The following is a 20,099-nucleotide window of genomic DNA, read 5'->3' on the forward strand; positions in this document are numbered from 1 at the left end:
TAGAACAGAAGCAGAACCTCGACGCGAGCAGGCACCCACGCGGAGATCCAGCCATCTTGAGTGGTCGTTGAGCAGCAGGCTTGTCCTGGGCCAACAGTTGTGGTGCACGCATGGTCACCGTGCCGCGTCGAGCCAGCGGGGCTCGCCGGGCTCGATCCCGACGGGCCCCGCGCCCACGTCTGCCGAACCGCATCCTGGGCGTCCCCGGAAACGTCGGCGGCGCTCACTACACTCCCCGGACATGCCCACCGGTGCGCCGACGTCCTGCTCCCCCGGGGAGCGCCCATGACGACGATCGAGAAGGTCGAGACCTTCTTGGTGCCGCCGCGCTGGCTGTTCGTCCGGGTGCAGACCTCCGACGGCCTGGTCGGCTGGGGCGAGCCCGTCGTCGAGGGCCGCGCCGAGACCGTCCGCACCGCCGTCGAGCAGCTGGCCGAGGGCCTCGTCGGCTCCGACGCCACCCGCATCGAGGACACCTGGCAGGTGATGACCAAGGGCACCTTCTACCGAGGTGGCCCCGTCCTCTCCAGCGCCGTGGCCGGCATCGACCAGGCCCTGTGGGACCTCGCCGGCAAACGGCTCGGTGTGCCCGTGCACACCCTGCTCGGGGGGCACGTCCGCGACCGGATCCGGGTCTACGCCTGGGTCGGCGGCGACGACCCGGCCGAGGTGGCCGAGCAGGTCTCGGCCCGGATCGAGTCCGGGCTCACCGCGGTCAAGATGAACGCCTCGGGCCGGATGAGCCGGCTCGCCACCGTCCGCGAGCTCGACGGCGTGGTGGAGCGGGTCGCGCGGGCTCGGGAGGTGCTCGGCGACGACCGCGACATCGCCCTCGACATGCACGGCCGGTTCACCGCCGCCAACGCCCGCCGGCTGCTGCCCGCGCTGGAGCCGATGCGGCCCTTCTTCGTCGAGGAGCCGGTCACCCCCGAGAACAGCCACCTGCTGCGCGGTGTGGTCGAGTCGACCTCGATCCCGATCGCCACCGGTGAGCGGCTGTACAACCGCCAGGACTTCCTGCCCGTGCTGCAGGCCGGGGTGGCCGTCGTCCAGCCCGACCTCTCCCACGCCGGCGGCATCTCCGAGGTGCGCCGGATCGCCTCGCTGGCCGAGACCTTCGACGTCGCGCTGGCCCCGCACTGCCCGCTCGGGCCGATCAGCCTGGCCGCCAGCCTCCAGGTCGGCTTCGCCTCGCCGAACCACCTCATCCAGGAGCAGAGCATCGGCATCCACTACAACACCGGCGCCGACGTGCTCGACTACGTCGTCGACCGCTCGGTCTTCGACTTCGCCGACGGCTGGATCCACCGGCTGACCGGGCCGGGCCTGGGCATCGAGGTCGACGAGGACGCCGTCCGCGAGGCCGACCGCAGCCCGCACGGCTGGCGCTCCCCGGTCTGGCGCCACCCCGACGGCTCGTTCGCCGAGTGGTGAGCACCGACCCCGCGTCCGCAGCGGACATCGCCCCGGTCCTCTGCCTCGGCGAGACGATGGTGCTCGGCGCCTCCGCGCACCGCCTGCCGCTGGAGGAGACCCCCGACGTCGAGCTGCACGTGGCCGGGGCGGAGTCCAACGTCGCCGCCGGGCTGGCCCACCTCGGCCAGGACGTCGAGTGGTTCTCCCGGCTCGGCGACGACCCGTTCGCCACCCGCATCCGCGCCCTGCTGCGCAGCCGCGGGGTCCGCGCCGACGCCGTCGTCACCGACCCCCGCCGTCCCACCGGGCTCTACTTCAAGGACGTCCGTCCGACCGGCAGCCGCGTCCTCTACTACCGCGCCGGCTCGGCCGCCTCCGCCCTCGGTCCCGACGACCTGGACCGGCTGCACCTCGACCGGCGTCGGCTGGTACACGTCTCCGGCATCACCGCCGCGCTCTCGGCCAGCTGCGACGCCCTGCTCGAGCGGCTGCTAACCCTCCGCCGTCCGCGTCCGCCGATCAGCTTCGACGTCAACCACCGCCCCACCCTCTGGGACCCCGCCACCGCCGGCCCGCGCCTGCTGGCGCTGGCTCGGCGGGCCGATGTCGTGCTGGTCGGCCTGGACGAGGCCGAGCGGCTGTGGGGCACCGCCGACGAGGACGCCGTCCGCGCCCTGCTGCCCGAGGTCGCCTCCCTGGTCGTCAAGGACGCCGACCGCGCCGCCACCTCCTTCACCCTGCGCGACGGCGGCGACGAGCGCACCAGCGTCCCGGCGCTGCGGGTGGAGGTGGTCGAGGCGATCGGGGCCGGGGACGCCTTCGCGGCCGGCTGGCTGGCGTCCTGGCTCGACGGCCACGACCCGACCACCGCGCTCCGGCTGGGGCACCTGATGGCCGCCTGCACGCTGCAGCACCTCGGCGACCTGCCGCCCCTGCCACCCGCCGACCGGCTGCGCGCGCTGGCCGCCGACGCAGACTGGGACCAGATCGACAGCACCCTGCTCACCCGACTCCCGGAGCACCCATGACCGAGCCCACCCGTCCTGCCTCTCCCGACGCCCTCGACACCCTGCTGGCCGGACAGCCGGTGATGGCGATCCTGCGCCACCTCGGCCCCGAGGACACCGTCCGGCTGGCCACCACCGCCTGGGACCTCGGCATCCAGCTGGTCGAGGTGCCGATCCAGACCCCCGACGCCGTCCCCTCGCTGGAGGCCGCGCTGGCCGCCGGTCGCGAGCGGGGCCGTGGGGTCGGCGCCGGCACCGTGATCAGCGTCGAGCAGGTCGAGCTGGCGGCCCGGCTCGGGGTCACCTTCACCGTGGCGCCCGGGCTGGACGTCGACGTCGTCGCCGCCAGCCAGCAGCACTCAGTACCCCACGTGCCCGGGGTGGCCACCGCCAGCGAGATCCAGAGCGCACTGCGCGCCGGCTGCCGCTGGCTCAAGGCCTTCCCCGCCACGGTGCTGGGGACGTCCTGGTTCGGCGCCATGGTCAAGGGCCCGTTCCCCGGCCTGAAGCTGGTCGCCACCGGCGGCATCGACGCCGGCAACGCCCGCAGCTACCTCGAGGCCGGCGCGTCCCTGGTCGCGGTCGGCTCGGCCCTGGAGGACCCCGAGCAGCTGCCGCGGCTGGCCGAGCTGATCCGCCCGGCCTGACGTCGGTTCAGCCGGCGCCGGGCGCGCGTCGCAGCCGGTCCGTGGTCTCCGCACCGGCGGCCAGCGCCCGGGCCACGTGCAGCAGCCAGTCCCGCACGCCGCCGAGCGAACCGGTCGCGTACCCCGCCAGCGCGCGCCGGTAGTCCACGGCGGCGTCGCGGTGCCCGGCCTCGGGCACCAGCACCCCGACCGGGTCGACGCCGTCGGCGACCAGCACCAGGTGCTCCAGCGCCCGCGCGACCACGCCGTTGCCGGCCGCGAACGGCAGCAGCGTCGCCACCTCGGCGTGCGCCACCGCCGCGGTGAGCAGTGACGGCGCCGCGCTGCGGCGGCCCAGCAGGCGGGTCAGCTCCAGCACGCGGTCGGCGACCTCCGGACGCACCCGGCCGACCTGGGCGTCGGGCAGGACGCCTCGGGCCAGCAGGGTGTGCACGCGGGTCAGCGCCTGCCCGGGGGCGCCCCGGACCAGCGGGGCGAGCTCGCCCAGCTGGGTCGACACCCGGACCGCACCGGCCCGCCAGTCCCGCCGCGGCTCACCCGGCGCCAGCGGGTCACCGGCGGCAAGCTCGGCGCTCGCCGCGGCCCCGTGCAGCAGCGCCCGGGCCCGTTCCGCCGGCGGCACCGCCCGCAGCCCGCGGTCGCGCAGCACCGCGTCGGCCGCGGACCGGGCGGCCTCCAGCCCCGAGGGCACCCCTACCAGCCGCCACAGGTCGAGCAACGGGTCGTCCACACACCCACCCTGGCAGCCCCTCCGGCCGCACCTCCACCCCCGGCGCGGCGACGGGCCGGGACCCGGCGGCGGCCGCACTAGAGTGCGCCCATGGCAACGGCTCGGCGCACCCTGCACCCGGTCGCCGCCCTGGAGTGGATGGTGCCGTCCGGGCGGGACGTCCTCGACCTGGCCGCCGGCTCGCCCGCGTTCGCCCGTGAGCTGGCCCGCACCGGGTTCGCGGTGACGGTGGTCGACCGCGACCGCACCAACCTCACCGCCACGCCGGCCGCGACCGTCGACCCCGGCACCGGACCGCGGCTGCACCAGGTCGTCGGCCAGCCCGAGAGCCTGCCGTTCCGGTCCCGCCGGTTCGACGCGGTCACCGCCGCCGACACCCTGCAGCGGTTCGCGCCCGGGCTCGCCCTGCCCGAGATCGCACGCGTGCTGCGTCCCGACGGCTGGTTGTCGGTGGTGCACACCACCCGCGACGACACCGTCCCGTGGGTCAGGCGGCTCGCCGCCCGGGTGCAGCAGGTCGACCCCGAGGCGATGCGCGGCGACTACGGCCAGGACGCGGTGGAGGCCATCCGTGAGAGCGGGTGCTTCACCGACCTGGAGCGGCGCGACTTCCGCAACTGGATCCCCATCACCCGCGACGGGCTGCTGGAGATGGTGGCCCGGCGTCCGGCGGTCCAGCGGCTGCCGGAGGACGAGAGCGTGGCCCTGCTGCAGGACGTGTCGGCGCTGTTCGACTCCCTCGCCCGCCACCCCGAGCCGCTGCTGCTGCCGTTCCAGTCCTCGTGCTGGCGGGCGCGTCCGGCGCCGTGCGACGAACCCGACCTCGACGACGCCCTCAGCCTCTCGCTCTGAGCCCGCCCGCGGCGTGGCGGGGACGACCCTGACACGCCCCCGGTGCTCGCCCGTCGCGACGGTCGCGGTGGCCGCCTCGTGCCTAGACTGAGGCGCGACCCGTCAGGAGCGAGATGACGCAGACCATGCCCGACCAGGAACGTTCGGCGCGCCGGCACTGGCAGCTGCCCGGTGTGCGGCTGCGGGTCGCCGTCGGCCTGAGCGTGCTGGTCGGGGTGATGCTGGTGCTGGCGGTCTGGGCCACCGTGCAGCCGGTGATGACGAGCTCACCGCTGGCCGCGCGGATCGTCTTCCTCCTCCTCGCCGTGGCCGGGGTGCCGTGCTGCGTGGCCGCCTGGCGGCTGCGGCGGATCGAGATCGCCCTCGAACCCGACGGCGTCCGGATCGGCCACATCCTCGGCAACCGGCTCACCGGGTGGGCCGAGATCCGCGGCGCCGAGGTCCGCGAGGGCGTCTTCGGCTCGCGGGTGGTGCTGCTGGGCGAGGACGGCCACCTCGACGACACCGTGGTCAACCCGGTCTTCGAGGAACGGGCCGCGGAGGTGGTCGCGGCCATCAACGCCCGCACCTGCGAGCAGCCCTGACGTCCGCCGCGCGCCCGCTCCTGACAGCCGTCCGACCGGCCCGCTAGCCTCGCCCTGAGCAACGAGGCACCGACCCCAGGCCCTGCGCCGACGACGTCGACCTCGTTCCCACGGGACCGGAGAGGAAGGCAGTCAGTGAGCGAGACCGAGTGGTCCAACCTGAGCACGGAGGAGCGCCGTTTCCCGCCGCCGCCGGAGCTGGCGGCGCAGGCCAACGTCACCGAGGAGACCTACCGGGTCGCCGCGCAGGACCCGGAGGCGTTCTGGGCCGAGCAGGCCAAGCGGCTCAGCTGGGGCACCCCGCCCACCGAGACGCTGGACTGGACCAACCCGCCCTTCGCCAAGTGGTTCGCCGACGGCACCCTCAACGCCGCCTACAACTGCCTGGACCGCCACGTCGAGGCCGGTCACGGCGACCGGGTCGCCTTCCACTTCGAGGGCGAGCCCGGTGACACCCGCGCCGTCACCTACGCCGAGCTCACCCGAGAGGTCTGCCGGGCCGCCAACGCCCTGACCACGCTGGGCGTGCAGGCTGGCGACCGGGTGGCGATCTACCTGCCGATGGTCCCCGAGGCCGTGGTGGCGATGCTGGCCTGCGCCCGGCTCGGGGCGGTGCACGTCGTCGTCTTCGGCGGCTTCTCCGCAGACGCGCTGTCCACCCGCATCCTCGACTGCGACGTCCGCGTGGTCATCACCGCCGACGGCGGCTACCGGCGTGGCTCGGCCTCGGCCCTCAAGCCGGCGGTGGACACCGCGCTGGAGAAGTGCCCGGACGTCCGGACGGTGCTGGTGGTGCGCCGCACCGGCCAGGAGACGGCGATGACCGAGGGCCGCGACCTGTGGTGGCACGAGGCGCTGGCGGCCGAGGCCGACGAGCACACCCCGCAGATGTTCCCCGCCGAGCACCCGCTGTACGTGATGTACACCTCCGGCAGCACCGGCAAGCCGAAGGGCATCCTGCACACCACCGGCGGGTACCTGGTCGGCACCTCCTGGACGCACTGGGCCAGCTTCGACCTCAAGCCCGAGACCGACGTGTTCTGGACCGCCGCCGACATCGGCTGGGTGACCGGGCACTCCTACCTGGTCTACGGCCCGCTGGTCAACGGTGCCACCAGCGTGATGTACGAGGGCACCCCCGACACCCCGCACAAGGGCCGCTGGTGGGAGATCGTGCAGAAGTACGGCGTGACGATCCTCTACTGCGCCCCGACCGCGATCCGCACCTTCATGAAGTGGGGTGAGCAGATCCCCGCGGAGTACGACCTGTCCTCGCTGCGGATCCTCGGCTCGGTGGGTGAGCCGATCAACCCCGAGGCCTACGTCTGGTACCGCACCCACATCGGCGGGGACCGCACGCCGGTGGTCGACACCTGGTGGCAGACCGAGACCGGCATGCACATGATCGCCCCGATGCCCGGCGTCACCGCCGGCAAGCCCGGCGCGGCGATGCGTCCGGTGCCCGGGGTGAGCATCGACGTGGTCGACGACGAGGCCCGTCCGGTGGCCGACGGGCACGCCGGGCTGCTCGTCATCACCAAGCCGTGGCCGTCCATGCTGCGCACCCTGTGGGGCGACGACCAGCGCTTCGTCGACACCTACTGGTCGCGTTTCGAGGGGCTGTACTTCGCCGGCGACGGGGCCAAGAAGGACGCCGACGGCGACCTGTGGCTGCTCGGCCGGGTCGACGACGTGATGAACGTGTCCGGGCACCGGATGTCGACCACCGAGATCGAGTCCTCGCTGGTCTCCCACCCCAAGGTGGCCGAGGCCGCCGTGGTGGGCGCGAAGGACGAGACCACCGGGCAGGCGATCGTGGCCTTCGTCATCCTGCGGGGCGAGGCCGCCGAGCAGGCGGGTGAGGACGTGGTGGCCGAGCTGCGCGAGCACGTCGCCCGCGACATCGGCAAGATCGCCCGGCCGCGGCAGATCATGGTGGTGCCCGAGCTGCCGAAGACCCGTTCGGGCAAGATCATGCGCCGGCTGCTGCGCGACATCGCCGAGGACCGCGAGCTCGGCGACGTCACCACGCTGACCGACTCCTCGGTGATGGACCTCATCAAGGACAAGCTCCCCTCGGCTCCCGCGGAGGACTGAGGCGCACCCGGTCCACCTCGCCCACGGGGCGGGGTGGACCGGGTCGCGGTCACGAGGTGGCCCCTGGGGCACCGGACGCTAGGGTGGGCCGCGGTGTGCCGGGAAGTCTGGTCGGCGTGTACTTCCCCGACCGCTCGAGGAGACGCCCATGCCCCAGGACGAGCCCGCCCGCACCCGCCGCCGCGTGGTGCTGTTCGGCGCCACCGACAACCAGGACCAGATCGCGATCGCCGACGTCCTGCGGATGGAGACCGTCGGTGGCGTGCTGATGCTGGCTGCCGCCGTGGTCGCGGTGGTCTGGGCCAACGTCGGCGGCAGCTACGAGGCCTTCCGCCACATCTACCTCGGCCCGCTCAACATCCAGCACTGGGCCGCCGACGGGCTGCTGACCATCTTCTTCTTCGTCGCCGGGCTCGAGCTCAAGCGCGAGTTCGTGGCCGGGTCGCTGCGCAAACCGTCCGCCGCGCTGGTGCCGATCGTCGCCGCGCTCTGCGGGATGGTGGTGCCCGCCGGGGTCTACCTGCTGCTCAACGTCGGCCTGCCCGACGGCGACCTGCGCGGCTGGGCCATCCCGATGGCCACCGACATCGCCTTCGCGCTCGCCATCCTGGGTCTGGTCGGCGGCCGGCTGCCCACCAGCCTGCGGGCCTTCCTGCTCACCCTGGCCATCGTCGACGACCTCGGTGCGATCGCCGTCATCGCGGTCGTCTTCACCACCGACCTGGCGCTGGCCTGGCTGCTCGGGGCGCTGGCCTGCGCCGCGGTCTGGTACCTGCTCCAGCGCAAGCGGCTGGACCGCTGGTGGTGGCTCCACGTCCCGCTGTTCGTGCTGTGCTGGTGGTGCATGTACAGCAGCGGCGTGCACGCCACCATCGCCGGCGTCCTGCTCGGCCTGCTGACCCGCACCTCCCCGGAGGAGTCGCACGACCCGGTCGACCGCTGGGAGCACTTCTGGCGGCCGGTCTCGGCCGGCTTCGTGGTGCCGTTCTTCGCCCTGATGTCGGCCGGTGTCGTGGTCTCGGTCCAGGCGGTCAGCGAGGTGTTCACCCAGGCGGTCCCGCTCGGCATCATGCTCGGCCTGGTGGTCGGCAAGGTGGTCGGCATCTCCGGCGGGGCCTGGCTGACGGCCCGCTTCACCCGGGCCGAGCTCGCCCCCGACATCCGCTGGGGCGATGTGGTGGGAGTCAGCGTGGTCGCCGGGGTCGGGTTCACCGTCGCCCTGCTGGTGGCCGAGCTGGCCTTCGCCGACGCACCGGAGGTGATCGAGCACGCCAAGACCGCGGTGCTGCTCGCCTCCGTGCTGGCGGCGCTGATCGCGGTGGTGGTGCTCTCCCTGCGCAACCGCAGCGCCGTCCGGCGGCAGGCCTGAGCCGCTCCAACCGCTGCCGGCGCGGGTGGGAGGCGCGCCGGGAACCGGGTAGGGCCTGCACTAGGCTCGGCACGTCGTCTGGATGAGAGGCAGCACCGTGGACACGGAGAAGATCAAGCAGGACATCACCGCCCTGGCGAAGTCGCTGCTGACCCTGGGCAAGCTCGAGGCCACCGAGATGGGCAAGCGCCTCGGGCTCGGTGCCGCGCTGCTCGCCGGCGCCGCCTTCTTCGCCCTCAACGCCCTCTCGCTGTGGTTCGTCTCCGCGTCCCTGGCCTTCTTCCTGCTGCTCCAGCCCGACGCCCCGGCCGAACCGCAGGACCCGACCATGCTGACCGGGGCGCTGCCGCTCGGCTTCCTCATCATGGGCGCCATCCTCTTCGTGGTCGCCGGCGGCCTGGCGCTCGGCGGCATCCTCAGCATCCGCAGCAACCAGGGCATGAAGCACACCCAGGCCGAGGGCCAGGCCACCGTGGCCGCCGTGCAGAGCGCCATCGAGCGCGGCCGGGCCGACGTCGCGGTCAAGCTGGAGTACGGCGAGCAGGCCTCCACCATCGAGGCCCGGCCGACCGACGTCCGCTGAGCGGTGCCCGACGCGGCGCCCGGCTCCCGGCGACCGGTCGCTGAGCCGGCCGGCACCCCGCTGCCGGGCGGGTTCGTCTCCTCGGTGGTCCGGGTCGGCGCGGAGGTGCACCGGCGCCCGGGGCCCCGGGCGGACTTCGTGCACCGGCTGCTGCGCCACTACGAGGCCTGCGGCTGGTCCGGCGCGCCACGGCTGCTCGGGTCGACCGCCGAGGGCCGGGAGCGGCTCAGCCACCTGGACGGGGTGACCTCGGTGGACCGTCCCGAGCTGGCCGTCCCCGACGACGCCGCCCTGCTCGCGCTGTGCCGGCTGGTGCGTCGGTGCCACGACCTGACCGCCGGCACCGAGCTGGCCGGCGACGCCGAGACGGTCTGCCACCACGACCTCGACCCGCGCAACACCGTGCACCGCAGGGTCGACGGCCGCTGGCTGCCGGTCGCGCTGGTCGACTGGGACCTGGCCGCACCGGGCCGTCGGGTGCAGGACGTGGCCCGGATCGGCTGGCAGTACCTCGGCCCGGGCCCGGCGGCCGACGCGGGCGAGGTCGGACGCCGGCTGCGGCTGGTGGCCGACGGCTACGGCCTCGGCGACGTCGACCGCGCCGAGCTGGTGCCCACGATGCTGTGGTGGCAGGAGCGCTGCTGGCGCGGGATCGAGACCGCCGCCGACGACGGGGACGCCGCCATGGTCGCGCTCCGCGACCGCGGCGTCCCGGCGCAGGTCCGCGCGGTCGCCGCCTGGACCGCGGACGCCGCCGAGGAGCTGCGCCGGTGGCTCTGAACCTGCCCGGCGACCCGACGCCACGACCGAGCTCCCCGCCCCGGATGGCTGAGGTGGCCCCGGGCAGCGTCGGCTTCAGCGCGCTGCTGCGTCCGCTGCTGCCCGACGGTCCCTGGGAGCACCGGCTGCTGCACGCCGGCGGGACCCGCTTCCACGTCGCGCTCGCCGGTCACCGCAACCCCGGCCCGCTGCTGCTGGTGCTGCCCGACGTCGGCCGCACCTGGTGGTCGTGGCGCCGGGTGCTGCCCCTGCTGGCCGGGGCCGGGCACCGGGTCGCGGCCCTCGACCCCCGCGGGACCGGCGCCACCGACAAGACCCCGCACGGCTACCGCGCGTGCGACCGCATCCGGGACGTGCTCGCCGTGGCCGGCGCCCTCGGCGCGCCGGTGGTCCTGGTCGGCCACGGCTGGAGCGGGCTCACCGCCCGGGCGGCCGCCACCCGCGTCCCCGAGCTGGTCGCCGCCCTCGCTCTGGTCGCCGCGCCGGACCCCGCCCGGCTGCAGGGCTACCGCCGGCTGACCGGGGCCGCCCGGTTCGGGGCGGTCGGGCTCGGCCCGTCCCGGCTGGCCCGCTGGGCCGGGTGGCCCCACCTGCCGACCGATGCTCCCTGCCGGGTCGGTCTGACCGACTGGCCCGGCCCGCAACGGGCGGTGGCGCCGCTGCGGCACGCCCCGCCGCGGCCGGTCGCCGGCCACCCCGACGTGCCGACGCTCCGGCTGGCCGGGTCGGACGACCGGCTGCTGCCGTGCCTGCCGGACGGGGCGGTGCGGCTCGAGGGTGGGCACTGGCTCCCCGAGGAGGCGCCGGAACCGCTCGCCATGGCGCTCAGCGGCTGGCTGTCCGGGCTCGACCTCCGGCGCTGACGCCGACGGGGTGACCGATCTCGCCGGTCTGTCGGTGCGATGAGCGGCCGGCCGCCGCGCGGTCGTGCTGTCTCACCTGGCCGGTTGAGCGGCCGACCGTCGACATCGGTCAGGTCCGGCCGGTCGACAGGCTCAGGGCGCTGTGGCGGGGTGGGCTCGCCGCGGGACGCCGGGTCAGCGGTTGACGCGGCGGAGGGTGCGGATGGGGATGAGGTCCTCGGCGGTGTGGCGGGCGGCCACGGCGGCCTCGTCGTCGGCCTCGGCCTCCCCGGCGCGGATACCGGCCAGCCGGGCCTCGTAGGCCTTCACCTCGGCCGCCTGCCGGTCGGCGTCCCAACCCAGCAGCGGGACGGCGATGGCCAGCACGTCCGCGACCGCCCCGAGCCCGCGGTCGCGCTGCTCGTGGTCGATGCGGAGCCGGTGCAGCAGGATGTCCTCCAGGTGCAGGCTGCCCTCGTAGCGCACCGCGAAAGCCACCTCCGCGCCCAGGTAGACCGGGGCGCTGGGCAGCGGCGCGGCGAGCGAGGGGTCCTCCTCGATGAGGTCGATCAGCGTGCCGACCTCCGAGCCGTAGCGGGAGAGCAGGTGCTCCACCCGGTCGGCGTCCCAGCCGTAGCCGGGCGCCACCCGGGCCAGGTAGCGTCCCGCCGCCTCCAGCCCGACCGCCCCCACCAGCGGGATCTTCTCGGTGATCGAGGGCCAGCGCCGGGCCTTCTCGGGGCCGAGGGCGAAGTCGACGGCGTCGCGGGCCATCACCCGGTAGGTGGTGAGCTTGCCGCCGGCGATGGAGACCATGCCCGGGGCGACCTCGGCCACGGTGTGCTCGCGGGAGATCTTGGCCGACTCCCCCGGCGCACTGTCCTTCGGCTGCAGCAGCGGGCGCAGCCCGGCCCAGGTGCCGATGATGTCATCGGCGGTGAGGTCGCTGGCCAGCACCTTGTTCGCCTGCTCCAGCACGTACTCGATGTCGGTGCGGGTGGTGATCGGGTGGCGCAGCGGACCGTTCCAGGGGGTGTCGGTGGTGCCGATCACCCAGTAGTGCTGCCACGGGATGACGAAGAGCACCGACTTCTCGGTGCGCAGGAACAGCCCGGCGTCGCCGCGGATCCGGTCCCGCGGCACCACCAGGTGCACGCCCTTGGACGCCAGCACCTGCAGGCCGCCGCCCTCGCGGGCCAGCGACTCGACCTCCTCGGTCCACACCCCGGTGGCGTTGACGACGTGCTTGGCGCGGACGTGGTGGGTCTCCCCGGTCTCCAGATCGGTCACCACCGCCCCGACCACACGTGCTGGTTCGTCGGTGGCGCTACCGCGGCGGGCCTCCTCGCGCAGCAGCTCGGTGGCCTGGGCCCGGGTGGCCGCGAGCGCCCCGTACGACACCGCGGTGCGGACCAGGCCCAGCACCAGCCGGGCGTCGTCGACGCGGGCGTCGTAGAAGCGGATCGACCCGGTCAGGTGCTCCGGGCGCAGGTCGGGGAACCGCTCCAGGGTCTGCTTGCGCGAGTAGTGCTTCTGGGTCGGCACCGCGGCCGCGCCGCGGTCGCCCGGCAACGTCAGGTTGCCCAGCGCCGACATCGCGTCGTACAGGCCGACCCCGAGCGCGCTGTAGGAGCGCTCCACCACCGGCGTGCGCAGCGGCCAGAGGAACGGCTGGGCCCTGACCAGGTGCGGGGCGATGGTGCTGAGCAGCAGCCCCCGCTCGCGCAGCGCCTCCTGCACCAGGGCGAAGTCGAGGTTGTAGAGGTAGCGCATCCCGCCGTGGACCAGCTTGCTGGAGCGTCCCGACGTCCCCGACGCCCAGTCCTGCATCTCCACGATCCCGGTGCGCAGCCCGCGGGTGGCCGCGTCCAGCGCCACACCGGCCCCGGTCACCCCGCCGCCGATCACCAGCAGGTCGAGCCCCTCCTCGTCGCCCATCGAGCGCAGGGCGGCCAGGCGGGACACGGCGGTGGTGGCGGGGATCATGGCGCCAACCTACTCAGCGGGGTGAGCCCGGACGCGGAACATCCCGCTGCGCAGTCGCAGCGGGATGTTCCACCTGTGGTGTGGCCGGTGCTCAGCCGCGGGTGACCTCGACGGTCACCGACTCCCGGGTGGTGTTCCCGGCCGCGTCGGTGGCCTCGTAGGTGAAGGTGTAGACCGCGCCCTGGGCCGCGATGACGCGGAAGCTGCGCCCGTCGTCGTAGGTCTTCACGCTGGCGCGGCGGCCCTCGGCCTCGGCCGAGACCAGCTCGACCGTGACCTCCTCACCGGAGTCGTCGGTGGCGCGCGCGTCGACCTCGACCAGGACGCCCTTGTTGTTGGGCGGCCAGATGGTCTCCGGGCTGGCGCTCAGCTCCAGCTGCGGCGCCGTGGTGTCGGCGCCCTCGAGCTCCAACCCGACCAGCACCGGGTCGTGGTCGGAGCTGCGGTAGGCGTCGGGGGTGAACAGGGCGTCCTGGGCGGGCGCCTTGAACGTCATGTCGTAGTCGAGCAGGCTCGGCTCGTCGGCGTTGATCCGCCAGTCCGCGGCCTCGGTCACCTTCTCGGCCAGCGCCTCGTTGGCCAGGGCGTAGTCGAGGTAGCCGAGCTGGCCGTCGAAGACGTAGGAGTAGGCCAGCTCGCCCTGGTCGCGCAGCAGCAGGTCGGTCCAGCCGGCCTCCTCCAGGGCGGTGATCGGGTCCTCGTGGTCGTAGGAGTTGAGGTCGCCGATGATCAGCGCCTCCTCCACACCGGTGCCGGTCGGGTCGGCGTCCAGCCAGTCGGCCAGCGCGCGGGCGGCGTTGGTGCGCACCTGGTTGCAGTTGCCCTGGCCGTCCGGGTCCTCCGGATCGCCGGCGGCCTCGCAGTCCGAGCCCTTCGACTTGAGGTGGTTGACGGCCACGGTGACCGCGCCGCCGGTGGCGTTGTCGGTGAAGGTCTGGGCCAGCGTGGGCCGGTTGTACTCGTCGAGGAAGCGGACGTCGTCCTCGCTGGTCAACGTGGCGAAGCTCCCCGTGGGAGTCACCTCGGCCGGCTTGTAGATGAGGGCGGTGGTGATCTCGTCGGTGCCGATGACGCCGGTGTCGACCGCGTCGTAGGTGCCCGCACCGACCTCCTCGTTGAGTGCCGCGACCAGGGTGTCGACGGCCTCCCCGCCGTTGTTCTCGATCTCGATCAGCCCGAACACGTCGGCGTCCATCGCGGCCAGCGCGGCGACGATCTTGGCCTCCTGCCGGTCGAACTCCTCCGGCGTGTCCGCCCCGCGGCTGCCCAGGGTGGTGAAGTAGTTCAGCACGTTGAACGAGGCCACCGTGGTGGTGCCGCCGACCTCGGGGACGTCCGGGCGCGGGTTGGCGGCGGTGTGGGTGGCGCCCTCGGTGGGCTGGATCCGCCACAGGTCGAAGCGGTAGTCCAGGACGCCGGTGGCGTCGGTGACGAGGTCACCGCCGCGGAAGCGGTTGTCGAGGGTGAACTCCTCGCCGTTCGGGTGGATCGCCGGGTCCGGGTTCTGGTTGCTGCGGCCGTCGTCCAGGGTGATCCGGTTCGCCAGGTTCTCCGCGGCCAGCGCCTCGGCCTCCGGCGACCCCGGCTCGAAGACGGCGGTGGGCTGGTACTGGCGCTCGGTGCTCAGCACGATCTCGCCGTAGCGGCCGTAGTTGAAGAACTCCGCGATGGCCAGGTCCTGCGGCCAGGTGGTGTACATGCCCTCGTGGGCCTCGGCCTCGCCCGGCTCCAGCGGCAGCTCCAGGGCCACCGGCTCGGGCAGCTCGCCGCCGGTGGCGCAGACCTCGGCCTCCGCCACGGTGATCTCGGTCATCCCGAAGTACTCCGAGACCTCACCCCGCACGCGGACGGTGTCGCCGGGCTCGACCGCGGGGGCGCCGCCGCCGAAGACGAACACCCCGTCGGAGGTCGCCGCGTCGCCGTCGCCGGCGTCCTGCAGGTAGAAGCCGTCGAACCCGCCGGTCTGGAAGTCACCGACCACGGTGCCCTCGACCGTGACGTCCTCGCCGGCCAGCGGAGAGACGTCGCCGCTGCCCTGCACCTCGCCGACCGCGGTGGCGGGCTCGCCGCACACCGTCGGCTCGGGGTCGGGATCGGGATCGGGGTCCGGGTCCGGGTCGGGACCGGGGTCGCCGGCGCAGTCCGAGCGGTGCGCGCCGAGGCCGTCGAAGGTGTCGGTGGCGAAGCCGGCCCAGCTCGCCGCCGGGTCGAAGGCGTCGCCGGGGGTGGTGTCCCCGGCGCAGACCGAGGGCAGCCGGCGCAGCGTGTTGTCGGCGGTGGAGACGTCGCCGCTGCCCCACTGCGAGCCGGGGTCGACACCGAGCTGGCCGAGGGAGTCCACCACCGCGTCGTCGTGGACCAGCAGCACGGCGTCGTCACCGTTCCACAGCCCGGAGCCGGTGGTCTGGTCGGCCTCGGCGAGGATGGCGGGGACGGCGCCGGAGGCGGCCACCACGTGCACCTGGCCGACGGCCAGGGTGCCCTCGAGCGGGAGGGTGAGGCCCGGCGTGGTGCTGCCGTTGAAGGCCACCTGCACCGCGTAGCCCGACAGGTCCACCTCGGCACCGGTGCCGTTGTAGATCTCGAGGGCCTTGTTGTTGCTGCTGCCCTCCACGTACTCGCTGAAGAGCAGGTCGGTGGCCGGGGCGGCCGCCGCGGGGCCGGCCACACCGGTCAGCGACAGACCGCCGACCAGGGCAGCCCCGGTGAGCGCGCCGAGGACGCGCCGGGATGACGAGGGCATCGAGTTCTCCTCCAGTGGTGTTCGGGCCACGGTCGAACCTAGGAGAACCTCCGCACCCTGCACCCGGCGGCCCCTCGAACGCGGGGTGTCGATCAGGTGAACAACCGTCGGCCCGCCGGTCGCGCCAGCCGGTCGTCCACCACCGGGGAGCAGCCCATCCGTGCGGCCACCAGCGCGTCTCAGGCGGTCCTCGGGCCGTGGCCGCTGTCGACCAGGAACCGCTGGGGCACCTCGCGCCGGCGCCCGTGGTCCCAGGGCTGCTGCCAGCCAGCGAGTTCGAGGACGGCGTCGAGCAGGTGGGCGGTGAGACCCCAGACGAAGAGGTCGTCGACCACGAACGCCGGCCCGCGGTAGCCGCGCGGGTGGACGGCGGTGACCCGGGTGGCGGGGTCGGTGAGCACCGACAGCGGCACCCGGTGCACGGCCGCGACCTCGTCCGCGTCGCGCGGGGTCAGCGTCCGGTCCCCCGCCCAGGCGCCGACCACCGTGGTGACGTCGAACCGGCTGACCTCGACGTGCACCGCACCCAGCTCGCCGAGCACCTCGACCTCCTCGGGCGCGACGCCGATCTCCTCCTCGGCCTCCCGCAGCGCGGTCACGCTGAGGCTGGGGTCCTCGGCGTCCCGGGCCCCGCCGGGGAAGGCGATCTGGCCGGCGTGGTGGCGCAGCGTGCTCGCGCGCTCCACCAGGGTGACGTCGAGGTCGTCCGCGCCGGCCGGTCCGAGCAGCACCAGCACCGCCGCCTGGCGCGCACCGACCGCCGGCCGGATCCGCACCGCCGAGGTGACGGCACCACCCGCGAGCGCCGCCCGCAGCAGCTGTTGGTCCCAGACCGGCATGCCGCCACCCTACGGGCGCCACGCGCCCCGCCCCCGCACTGCCCGGGAGGCCGGTCCGGGCGTGAGGGCGTGTGGGGCAGGTCGTGACACCTGCCACCGGCCGGACCCTGCCGCCGGGACCAGGATGGGCGCCATGACCGCTGCGGACTCCCCGTCCTCCCCTCCGGCCCAGCCCGAGGTCACCTCCGGCGCCCCGTCGGGTGCGCCGCAGACCCTGGCCGACCTCAAGCCCTGGCAGGGACGCGCGACCCGCACCGACCAGCTGCTGCTCGGCGCACTGCTGGTGGTGCCCGCGCTGATGCTGGCGCTCACCCCGCTCAAGCCGCTGCTGATCGCCCGCCACCCGATCCTGCTCGAGCTGCTCACCGGCTCCAACGCCGCGATCGGGGCGGCCGCCGCCTTCGCCCGGATCGGGGAGGCGCCGCTCTGGCTGGTGGTGCTCGCCGGTGTCGTGGGCAGCGCCAAGTTCGGCTGGCTGTTCTGGCTGGCCGGCCGGCGCTGGGGCGACCGGGTGGTCACCCTGCTGGCCCCCCACCCGCGGCAGCGCCAGCTCGCCGAGCGGCTGCGGCGGGCGAACCCGTGGTGGGTGCGGCTGGCGGTGCTGGCCGGGGAGCTGCCCTTCGTGCCGGCGGCGATCGTCTACGTGGCGGCCGGCTGGGCGCGGATGCGGCTCAGCGTCTTCCTGGCCGCCCACCTCGGCGGCGCGCTGATCTGGACGTCCCTGATCGCCGGGCTGGGCTACGGCCTCGGCCAGCACGCGGTCGACGTGGTGCTGCTGGTCGACCGCTACGCGATCTGGGTCACCGTCGCGCTGGCCGTCGGGCTCGCGGTGATGGCCGGACGCAAGGCCGGGCCCCGACCGACGCCGGGTGCCCCGGCGGGCGACCAGCGCGACGCGGCCTGACCGACCCGGCGGTGGTCAGCCGCGGGCGGCCGCGATGGCGTCGCGGTAGGCCCAGCCGCTCTGCTTGACGGTGCGCTGCTGGGTCTCGTAGTCGACGTGCACGATGCCGAACCGCTTGGAGTAGCCGAAGGCCCACTCGAAGTTGTCCATCAGGCTCCAGCAGAAGTAGCCGCGCAGCGCCATGCCCTGCTCGACCGCCTGCGCGGCGGCGTCCAGGTGGGCCTGCAGGTAGGCCACCCGGTCGGGGTCGGCCACGGTGCCGTCCGGGCCGACCTCGTCGGGCCAGGCCGACCCGTTCTCGGTGATGTGCACCGGCAGCCCGGGCGCCCGCTCGTGCACCATCGCGACCACGTCGACCAGCCCGTCGGGGTGGATCTCCCAGCCCATGCCGGTCTTCGGCGCCCCGGTGTCGACGGTGCGGACGTTCTCGCTGCCCCAGCTGGCCGTGGCCTGGGTGGGGTCGGCGAACACCCCGTCCTCGGGCCCGGCGACGGTGTGCCGGCTGTAGTAGTTGATCCCCAGGAAGTCGACCGGGGCCGAGATCACGGCCAGGTCGTCGGCGCGCTCGGCGAACCAGTCGGTGGTGCCGGTGTCGGCCAGCACGTCGGCCGGGTAGGCACCGGTGAGCACCGGGTCGAGGAAGAGCCGGTTGCCCAGCCCGTCCTGGCGGCGGACCGCCTCGGCGTCCACCGCCGCGTCCGAGGCGGGACGCACCGAGTACAGGTTGACCGTCAGCCCGAGCTGCTGGCCCTCCCCGCCGTTGGCGCGCATCGCCTGCAGCCCCAGCCCGTGACCCAGCAGCAGGTGGTGGGCGGCGTGGACCGAGCCGACGCCCTCGGTGCGGCCCGGGGCGTGCACACCGTTGCCGTAGCCGAGGAAGGCCGAGCACCACGGCTCGTTGAGGGTGATCCAGTGGCCGATGACGTCCTTGAGGGCGTCGTGGGTGAGCGCGGCGTACTCGGCGAAGGCCTCCGCGGTGTCGCGGGTGAGCCAGCCGCCACGGTCCTCCAGCGGCTGCGGCAGGTCCCAGTGGTAGAGCGTCGCCCAGGGGGTGATGCCGTGCCCGAGGCAGGTCTCGGCGAGCCGGCGGTAGAAGTCGAGGCCGCGCTGCTCGACCCGTCCGGTGCCGGTGGGCAGCACCCGCGGCCAGGCGATGGAGAAGCGGTAGGCGTCCACGCCGAGCTGCTGCATCAGCGCGACGTCCTGCTCGACCCGGTGGTAGTGGTCGCAGGCCACCTCGCCGGTGCTGCCGTCGAGGACGGCGCCGGGGGTGGCGGCGAAGGTGTCCCAGATGCTGGGGCCGCGGCCGTCCTCGGCCACCGCGCCCTCGATCTGGTAGGCGGCGGTGGCGGTGCCCCAGACGAAGTCGGCGGGGAATCGGCTCATCAGGGGCTCCTCGAGGTCACGACGGTGGGTGCTCGGGAAAGGGTGCCACCTCCGGGCCCCGACCCGGCGGCGGTGCCCACCGTGCGTCAGCGCAGTGCCTGCTCCACAGCCGCCTCGACGTGGATCCGGGTGGTCGGCAGCACCGGCACCGCGCTGTCGTCGGGCCCGACCAGCAGCTCGATCTCGGTGCAGCCCAGCACGACGCCGTCCGCGCCCGCAGCCACCAGCCGGCCGATCACCTCCCGGTAGGCCGCCCTCGACTCCTCGGTGACCACGCCGAGCACCAGCTCCTCGTAGATGATCCGGTGCACGGTGGCGCGGTCGGCGGCGTCGGGCACCAGCACCTCCAGCCCGGCGGCGGCCAGCCGGTCGCGGTAGAAGGTCTGCTCCATGGTGAAGGCGGTGCCCAGCAGGCCGAGCCGGGTCAGCCCCTGCGCGTGCGCCGCCGCCGCGGTGGCGTCCCCGATGTGCAGCACGGGGACGTCGACCGCCTCCTCCACCGCCCCCACCACCTTGTGCATGGTGTTGGTGCACAGCACCACCAGCTCCGCGCCGGCAGCCTGCAGCGAGCGGGCGTGCCCGGCCAGGAGCTCCCCGGCGCGCTCCCACTCCCCCTGCACCTGCAGCACCTCGATCTCGGCGAAGTCCACCGAGACGAGCACCAGGCGGGCGGAGTGCAGCCCGCCGAGCCGGTCACGGACCAGCTCGTTGGCCAGCCGGTAGTACTCCGCGGTCGACTCCCAGCTCATCCCGCCCAGCATCCCGATGGTGCGCACGGGCGGATCCTCCCCGCCCCGCCGCCCGCCGTCAACGCACCCGGGCCGGACGGAGCCCGTGCGGGGTAGCCTCGCCGGCATGGACGTCCCCACCGTGAGCATCGACGAGATCCCCGAGGACGCGCACCTGGTCGACGTGCGCGAGGACGACGAGTGGGCCGCCGGGCACGCCGAGCGGGCCCAGCACCTGCCCGTCACCGAGCTGGCCGAGCGCTACGGCGAGCTGCCGGCCGAGGAGCAGCTGTACGTCATCTGCCGCAGCGGCGGGCGCTCGGCCCGGGCCGTCGCCTGGCTCAACCAGTCCGGCTACACCGCGGTCAACGTCGCTGGCGGGATGGGTGAGTGGCAGGCCCGCGGGCTGCCCCTGGTCGGCGACTCCGACGACCCCCACGTCATCTGACCCCTCTGACCCCCTGCCCTTCCCCCTCTCCCCTCCCACCCGCCACCCCGCCGGTTCGAGGTGATACCGGCGTCATCGGCTCGGCGGATTCAAGGGGTGTGCGCAACAGTGAGTAGTTCGTTGAGTTTCTCAGCCGGGGTGGCGTAGTCCAAGACCTT

18 protein-coding genes are annotated in these 20,099 nt (G+C 74.3%); 12 read left to right on the plus strand and 6 right to left on the minus strand.

All coding sequences use genetic code 11. From position 1 onward, the window contains the following. The first annotated feature begins 285 nt into the window (after window positions 1-285). Genes dgoD through DT076_RS13010 form a run of 3 tightly spaced genes read left to right on the plus strand, consistent with a single transcriptional unit; the run spans window position 286 to window position 3,070 of the window. Window positions 286-1,434, plus strand: a complete 1,149-nt coding sequence (gene dgoD, locus DT076_RS13000) for a galactonate dehydratase (RefSeq protein ID WP_114127093.1) — start codon at window positions 286-288, stop codon at window positions 1,432-1,434. Further along, the gene (locus tag DT076_RS13005) at window positions 1,431-2,444 is read left to right on the plus strand and encodes a sugar kinase (protein ID WP_199539161.1); all 1,014 of its coding nucleotides are present in this window, start codon (window positions 1,431-1,433) and stop codon (window positions 2,442-2,444) included. Before dgoD ends, DT076_RS13005 begins: the two co-directional genes overlap by 4 nt. Further along, window positions 2,441-3,070, plus strand: a complete 630-nt coding sequence (locus DT076_RS13010) for a bifunctional 4-hydroxy-2-oxoglutarate aldolase/2-dehydro-3-deoxy-phosphogluconate aldolase (protein WP_114127094.1) — start codon at window positions 2,441-2,443, stop codon at window positions 3,068-3,070. Before DT076_RS13005 ends, DT076_RS13010 begins: the two co-directional genes overlap by 4 nt. Window positions 3,071-3,077: 7 nt before the next feature. Here DT076_RS13010 and DT076_RS13015 read toward each other — a convergent pair whose 3' ends face one another. Then, complete coding sequence (locus DT076_RS13015) at window positions 3,078-3,800, minus strand: Fic family protein (RefSeq protein ID WP_114127095.1); 723 nt, start codon at window positions 3,798-3,800, stop codon at window positions 3,078-3,080. A gap of 90 nt (window positions 3,801-3,890) precedes the next feature. Here DT076_RS13015 and DT076_RS13020 point away from each other — a divergent pair, with 90 nt between their 5' ends. The 7 genes from DT076_RS13020 (at window position 3,891) to DT076_RS13050 (ending at window position 10,928) form a co-directional block, all read left to right on the plus strand. Further along, window positions 3,891-4,652, plus strand: a complete 762-nt coding sequence (locus DT076_RS13020) for a class I SAM-dependent methyltransferase (RefSeq protein ID WP_114127096.1) — start codon at window positions 3,891-3,893, stop codon at window positions 4,650-4,652. A gap of 113 nt (window positions 4,653-4,765) precedes the next feature. Next, window positions 4,766-5,236 (plus strand): hypothetical protein, encoded by a 471-nt coding sequence (locus DT076_RS13025; protein WP_114127097.1) that lies wholly within the window; start codon window positions 4,766-4,768, stop codon window positions 5,234-5,236. A 135-nt stretch (window positions 5,237-5,371) separates the two neighbouring features. Continuing rightward, window positions 5,372-7,333, plus strand: a complete 1,962-nt coding sequence (acs, locus tag DT076_RS13030) for an acetate--CoA ligase (RefSeq protein WP_114127098.1) — start codon at window positions 5,372-5,374, stop codon at window positions 7,331-7,333. Window positions 7,334-7,481: 148 nt separating this feature from the next. Next, the gene (gene nhaA, locus DT076_RS13035) at window positions 7,482-8,702 is read left to right on the plus strand and encodes a Na+/H+ antiporter NhaA (protein ID WP_114127099.1); all 1,221 of its coding nucleotides are present in this window, start codon (window positions 7,482-7,484) and stop codon (window positions 8,700-8,702) included. 97 nt (window positions 8,703-8,799) lie between these two features. Next, window positions 8,800-9,285 (plus strand): phage holin family protein, encoded by a 486-nt coding sequence (locus DT076_RS13040; RefSeq protein ID WP_158548131.1) that lies wholly within the window; start codon window positions 8,800-8,802, stop codon window positions 9,283-9,285. 3 nt (window positions 9,286-9,288) lie between these two features. Further along, window positions 9,289-10,065: a phosphotransferase gene (locus tag DT076_RS13045; protein WP_114127101.1), complete on the plus strand. Its 777-nt coding sequence runs from the start codon at window positions 9,289-9,291 to the stop codon at window positions 10,063-10,065. After that, on the plus strand, window positions 10,056-10,928 hold the full coding sequence (locus DT076_RS13050; protein WP_114127102.1) for an alpha/beta fold hydrolase: 873 nt from the start codon (window positions 10,056-10,058) through the stop codon (window positions 10,926-10,928). The genes DT076_RS13045 and DT076_RS13050 overlap by 10 nt, the downstream gene beginning before the upstream one ends. A 174-nt stretch (window positions 10,929-11,102) precedes the next feature. Here the strand turns inward: DT076_RS13050 and DT076_RS13055 are convergent, their stop codons facing one another. From DT076_RS13055 to DT076_RS13065, 3 genes are all read right to left on the minus strand, one after another. Beyond that, on the minus strand, window positions 11,103-12,893 hold the full coding sequence (locus DT076_RS13055) for a glycerol-3-phosphate dehydrogenase/oxidase (protein ID WP_114127103.1): 1,791 nt from the start codon (window positions 12,891-12,893) through the stop codon (window positions 11,103-11,105). A gap of 91 nt (window positions 12,894-12,984) precedes the next feature. Next, on the minus strand, window positions 12,985-15,636 hold the full coding sequence (locus DT076_RS13060; RefSeq protein WP_114127104.1) for an ExeM/NucH family extracellular endonuclease: 2,652 nt from the start codon (window positions 15,634-15,636) through the stop codon (window positions 12,985-12,987). Between the two features lie 179 nt (window positions 15,637-15,815). Next, window positions 15,816-16,475: an NUDIX hydrolase gene (locus DT076_RS13065; protein ID WP_114127105.1), complete on the minus strand. Its 660-nt coding sequence runs from the start codon at window positions 16,473-16,475 to the stop codon at window positions 15,816-15,818. Between the two features lie 133 nt (window positions 16,476-16,608). Here DT076_RS13065 and DT076_RS13070 point away from each other — a divergent pair, with 133 nt between their 5' ends. Then, complete coding sequence (locus DT076_RS13070; protein ID WP_114127106.1) at window positions 16,609-17,379, plus strand: DedA family protein; 771 nt, start codon at window positions 16,609-16,611, stop codon at window positions 17,377-17,379. Window positions 17,380-17,394: 15 nt separating this feature from the next. Here DT076_RS13070 and DT076_RS13075 read toward each other — a convergent pair whose 3' ends face one another. Next, window positions 17,395-18,765: a GH1 family beta-glucosidase gene (locus DT076_RS13075; RefSeq protein WP_114127107.1), complete on the minus strand. Its 1,371-nt coding sequence runs from the start codon at window positions 18,763-18,765 to the stop codon at window positions 17,395-17,397. An 86-nt stretch (window positions 18,766-18,851) separates the two neighbouring features. Then, window positions 18,852-19,541: an aspartate/glutamate racemase family protein gene (locus tag DT076_RS13080; RefSeq protein ID WP_114127108.1), complete on the minus strand. Its 690-nt coding sequence runs from the start codon at window positions 19,539-19,541 to the stop codon at window positions 18,852-18,854. A 79-nt stretch (window positions 19,542-19,620) separates the two neighbouring features. On the opposite strand from DT076_RS13080, the gene DT076_RS13085 reads away from it, so the two are divergent. Beyond that, window positions 19,621-19,941, plus strand: a complete 321-nt coding sequence (locus DT076_RS13085) for a rhodanese-like domain-containing protein (RefSeq protein WP_114127109.1) — start codon at window positions 19,621-19,623, stop codon at window positions 19,939-19,941. Window positions 19,942-20,099: the final 158 nt, after the last annotated feature.

Origin of the sequence: Desertihabitans brevis, from assembly GCF_003327535.1 — a bacterium.
In the GTDB taxonomy this organism is placed as follows: Bacteria; Actinomycetota; Actinomycetes; order Propionibacteriales; family Propionibacteriaceae; genus Desertihabitans; species Desertihabitans brevis.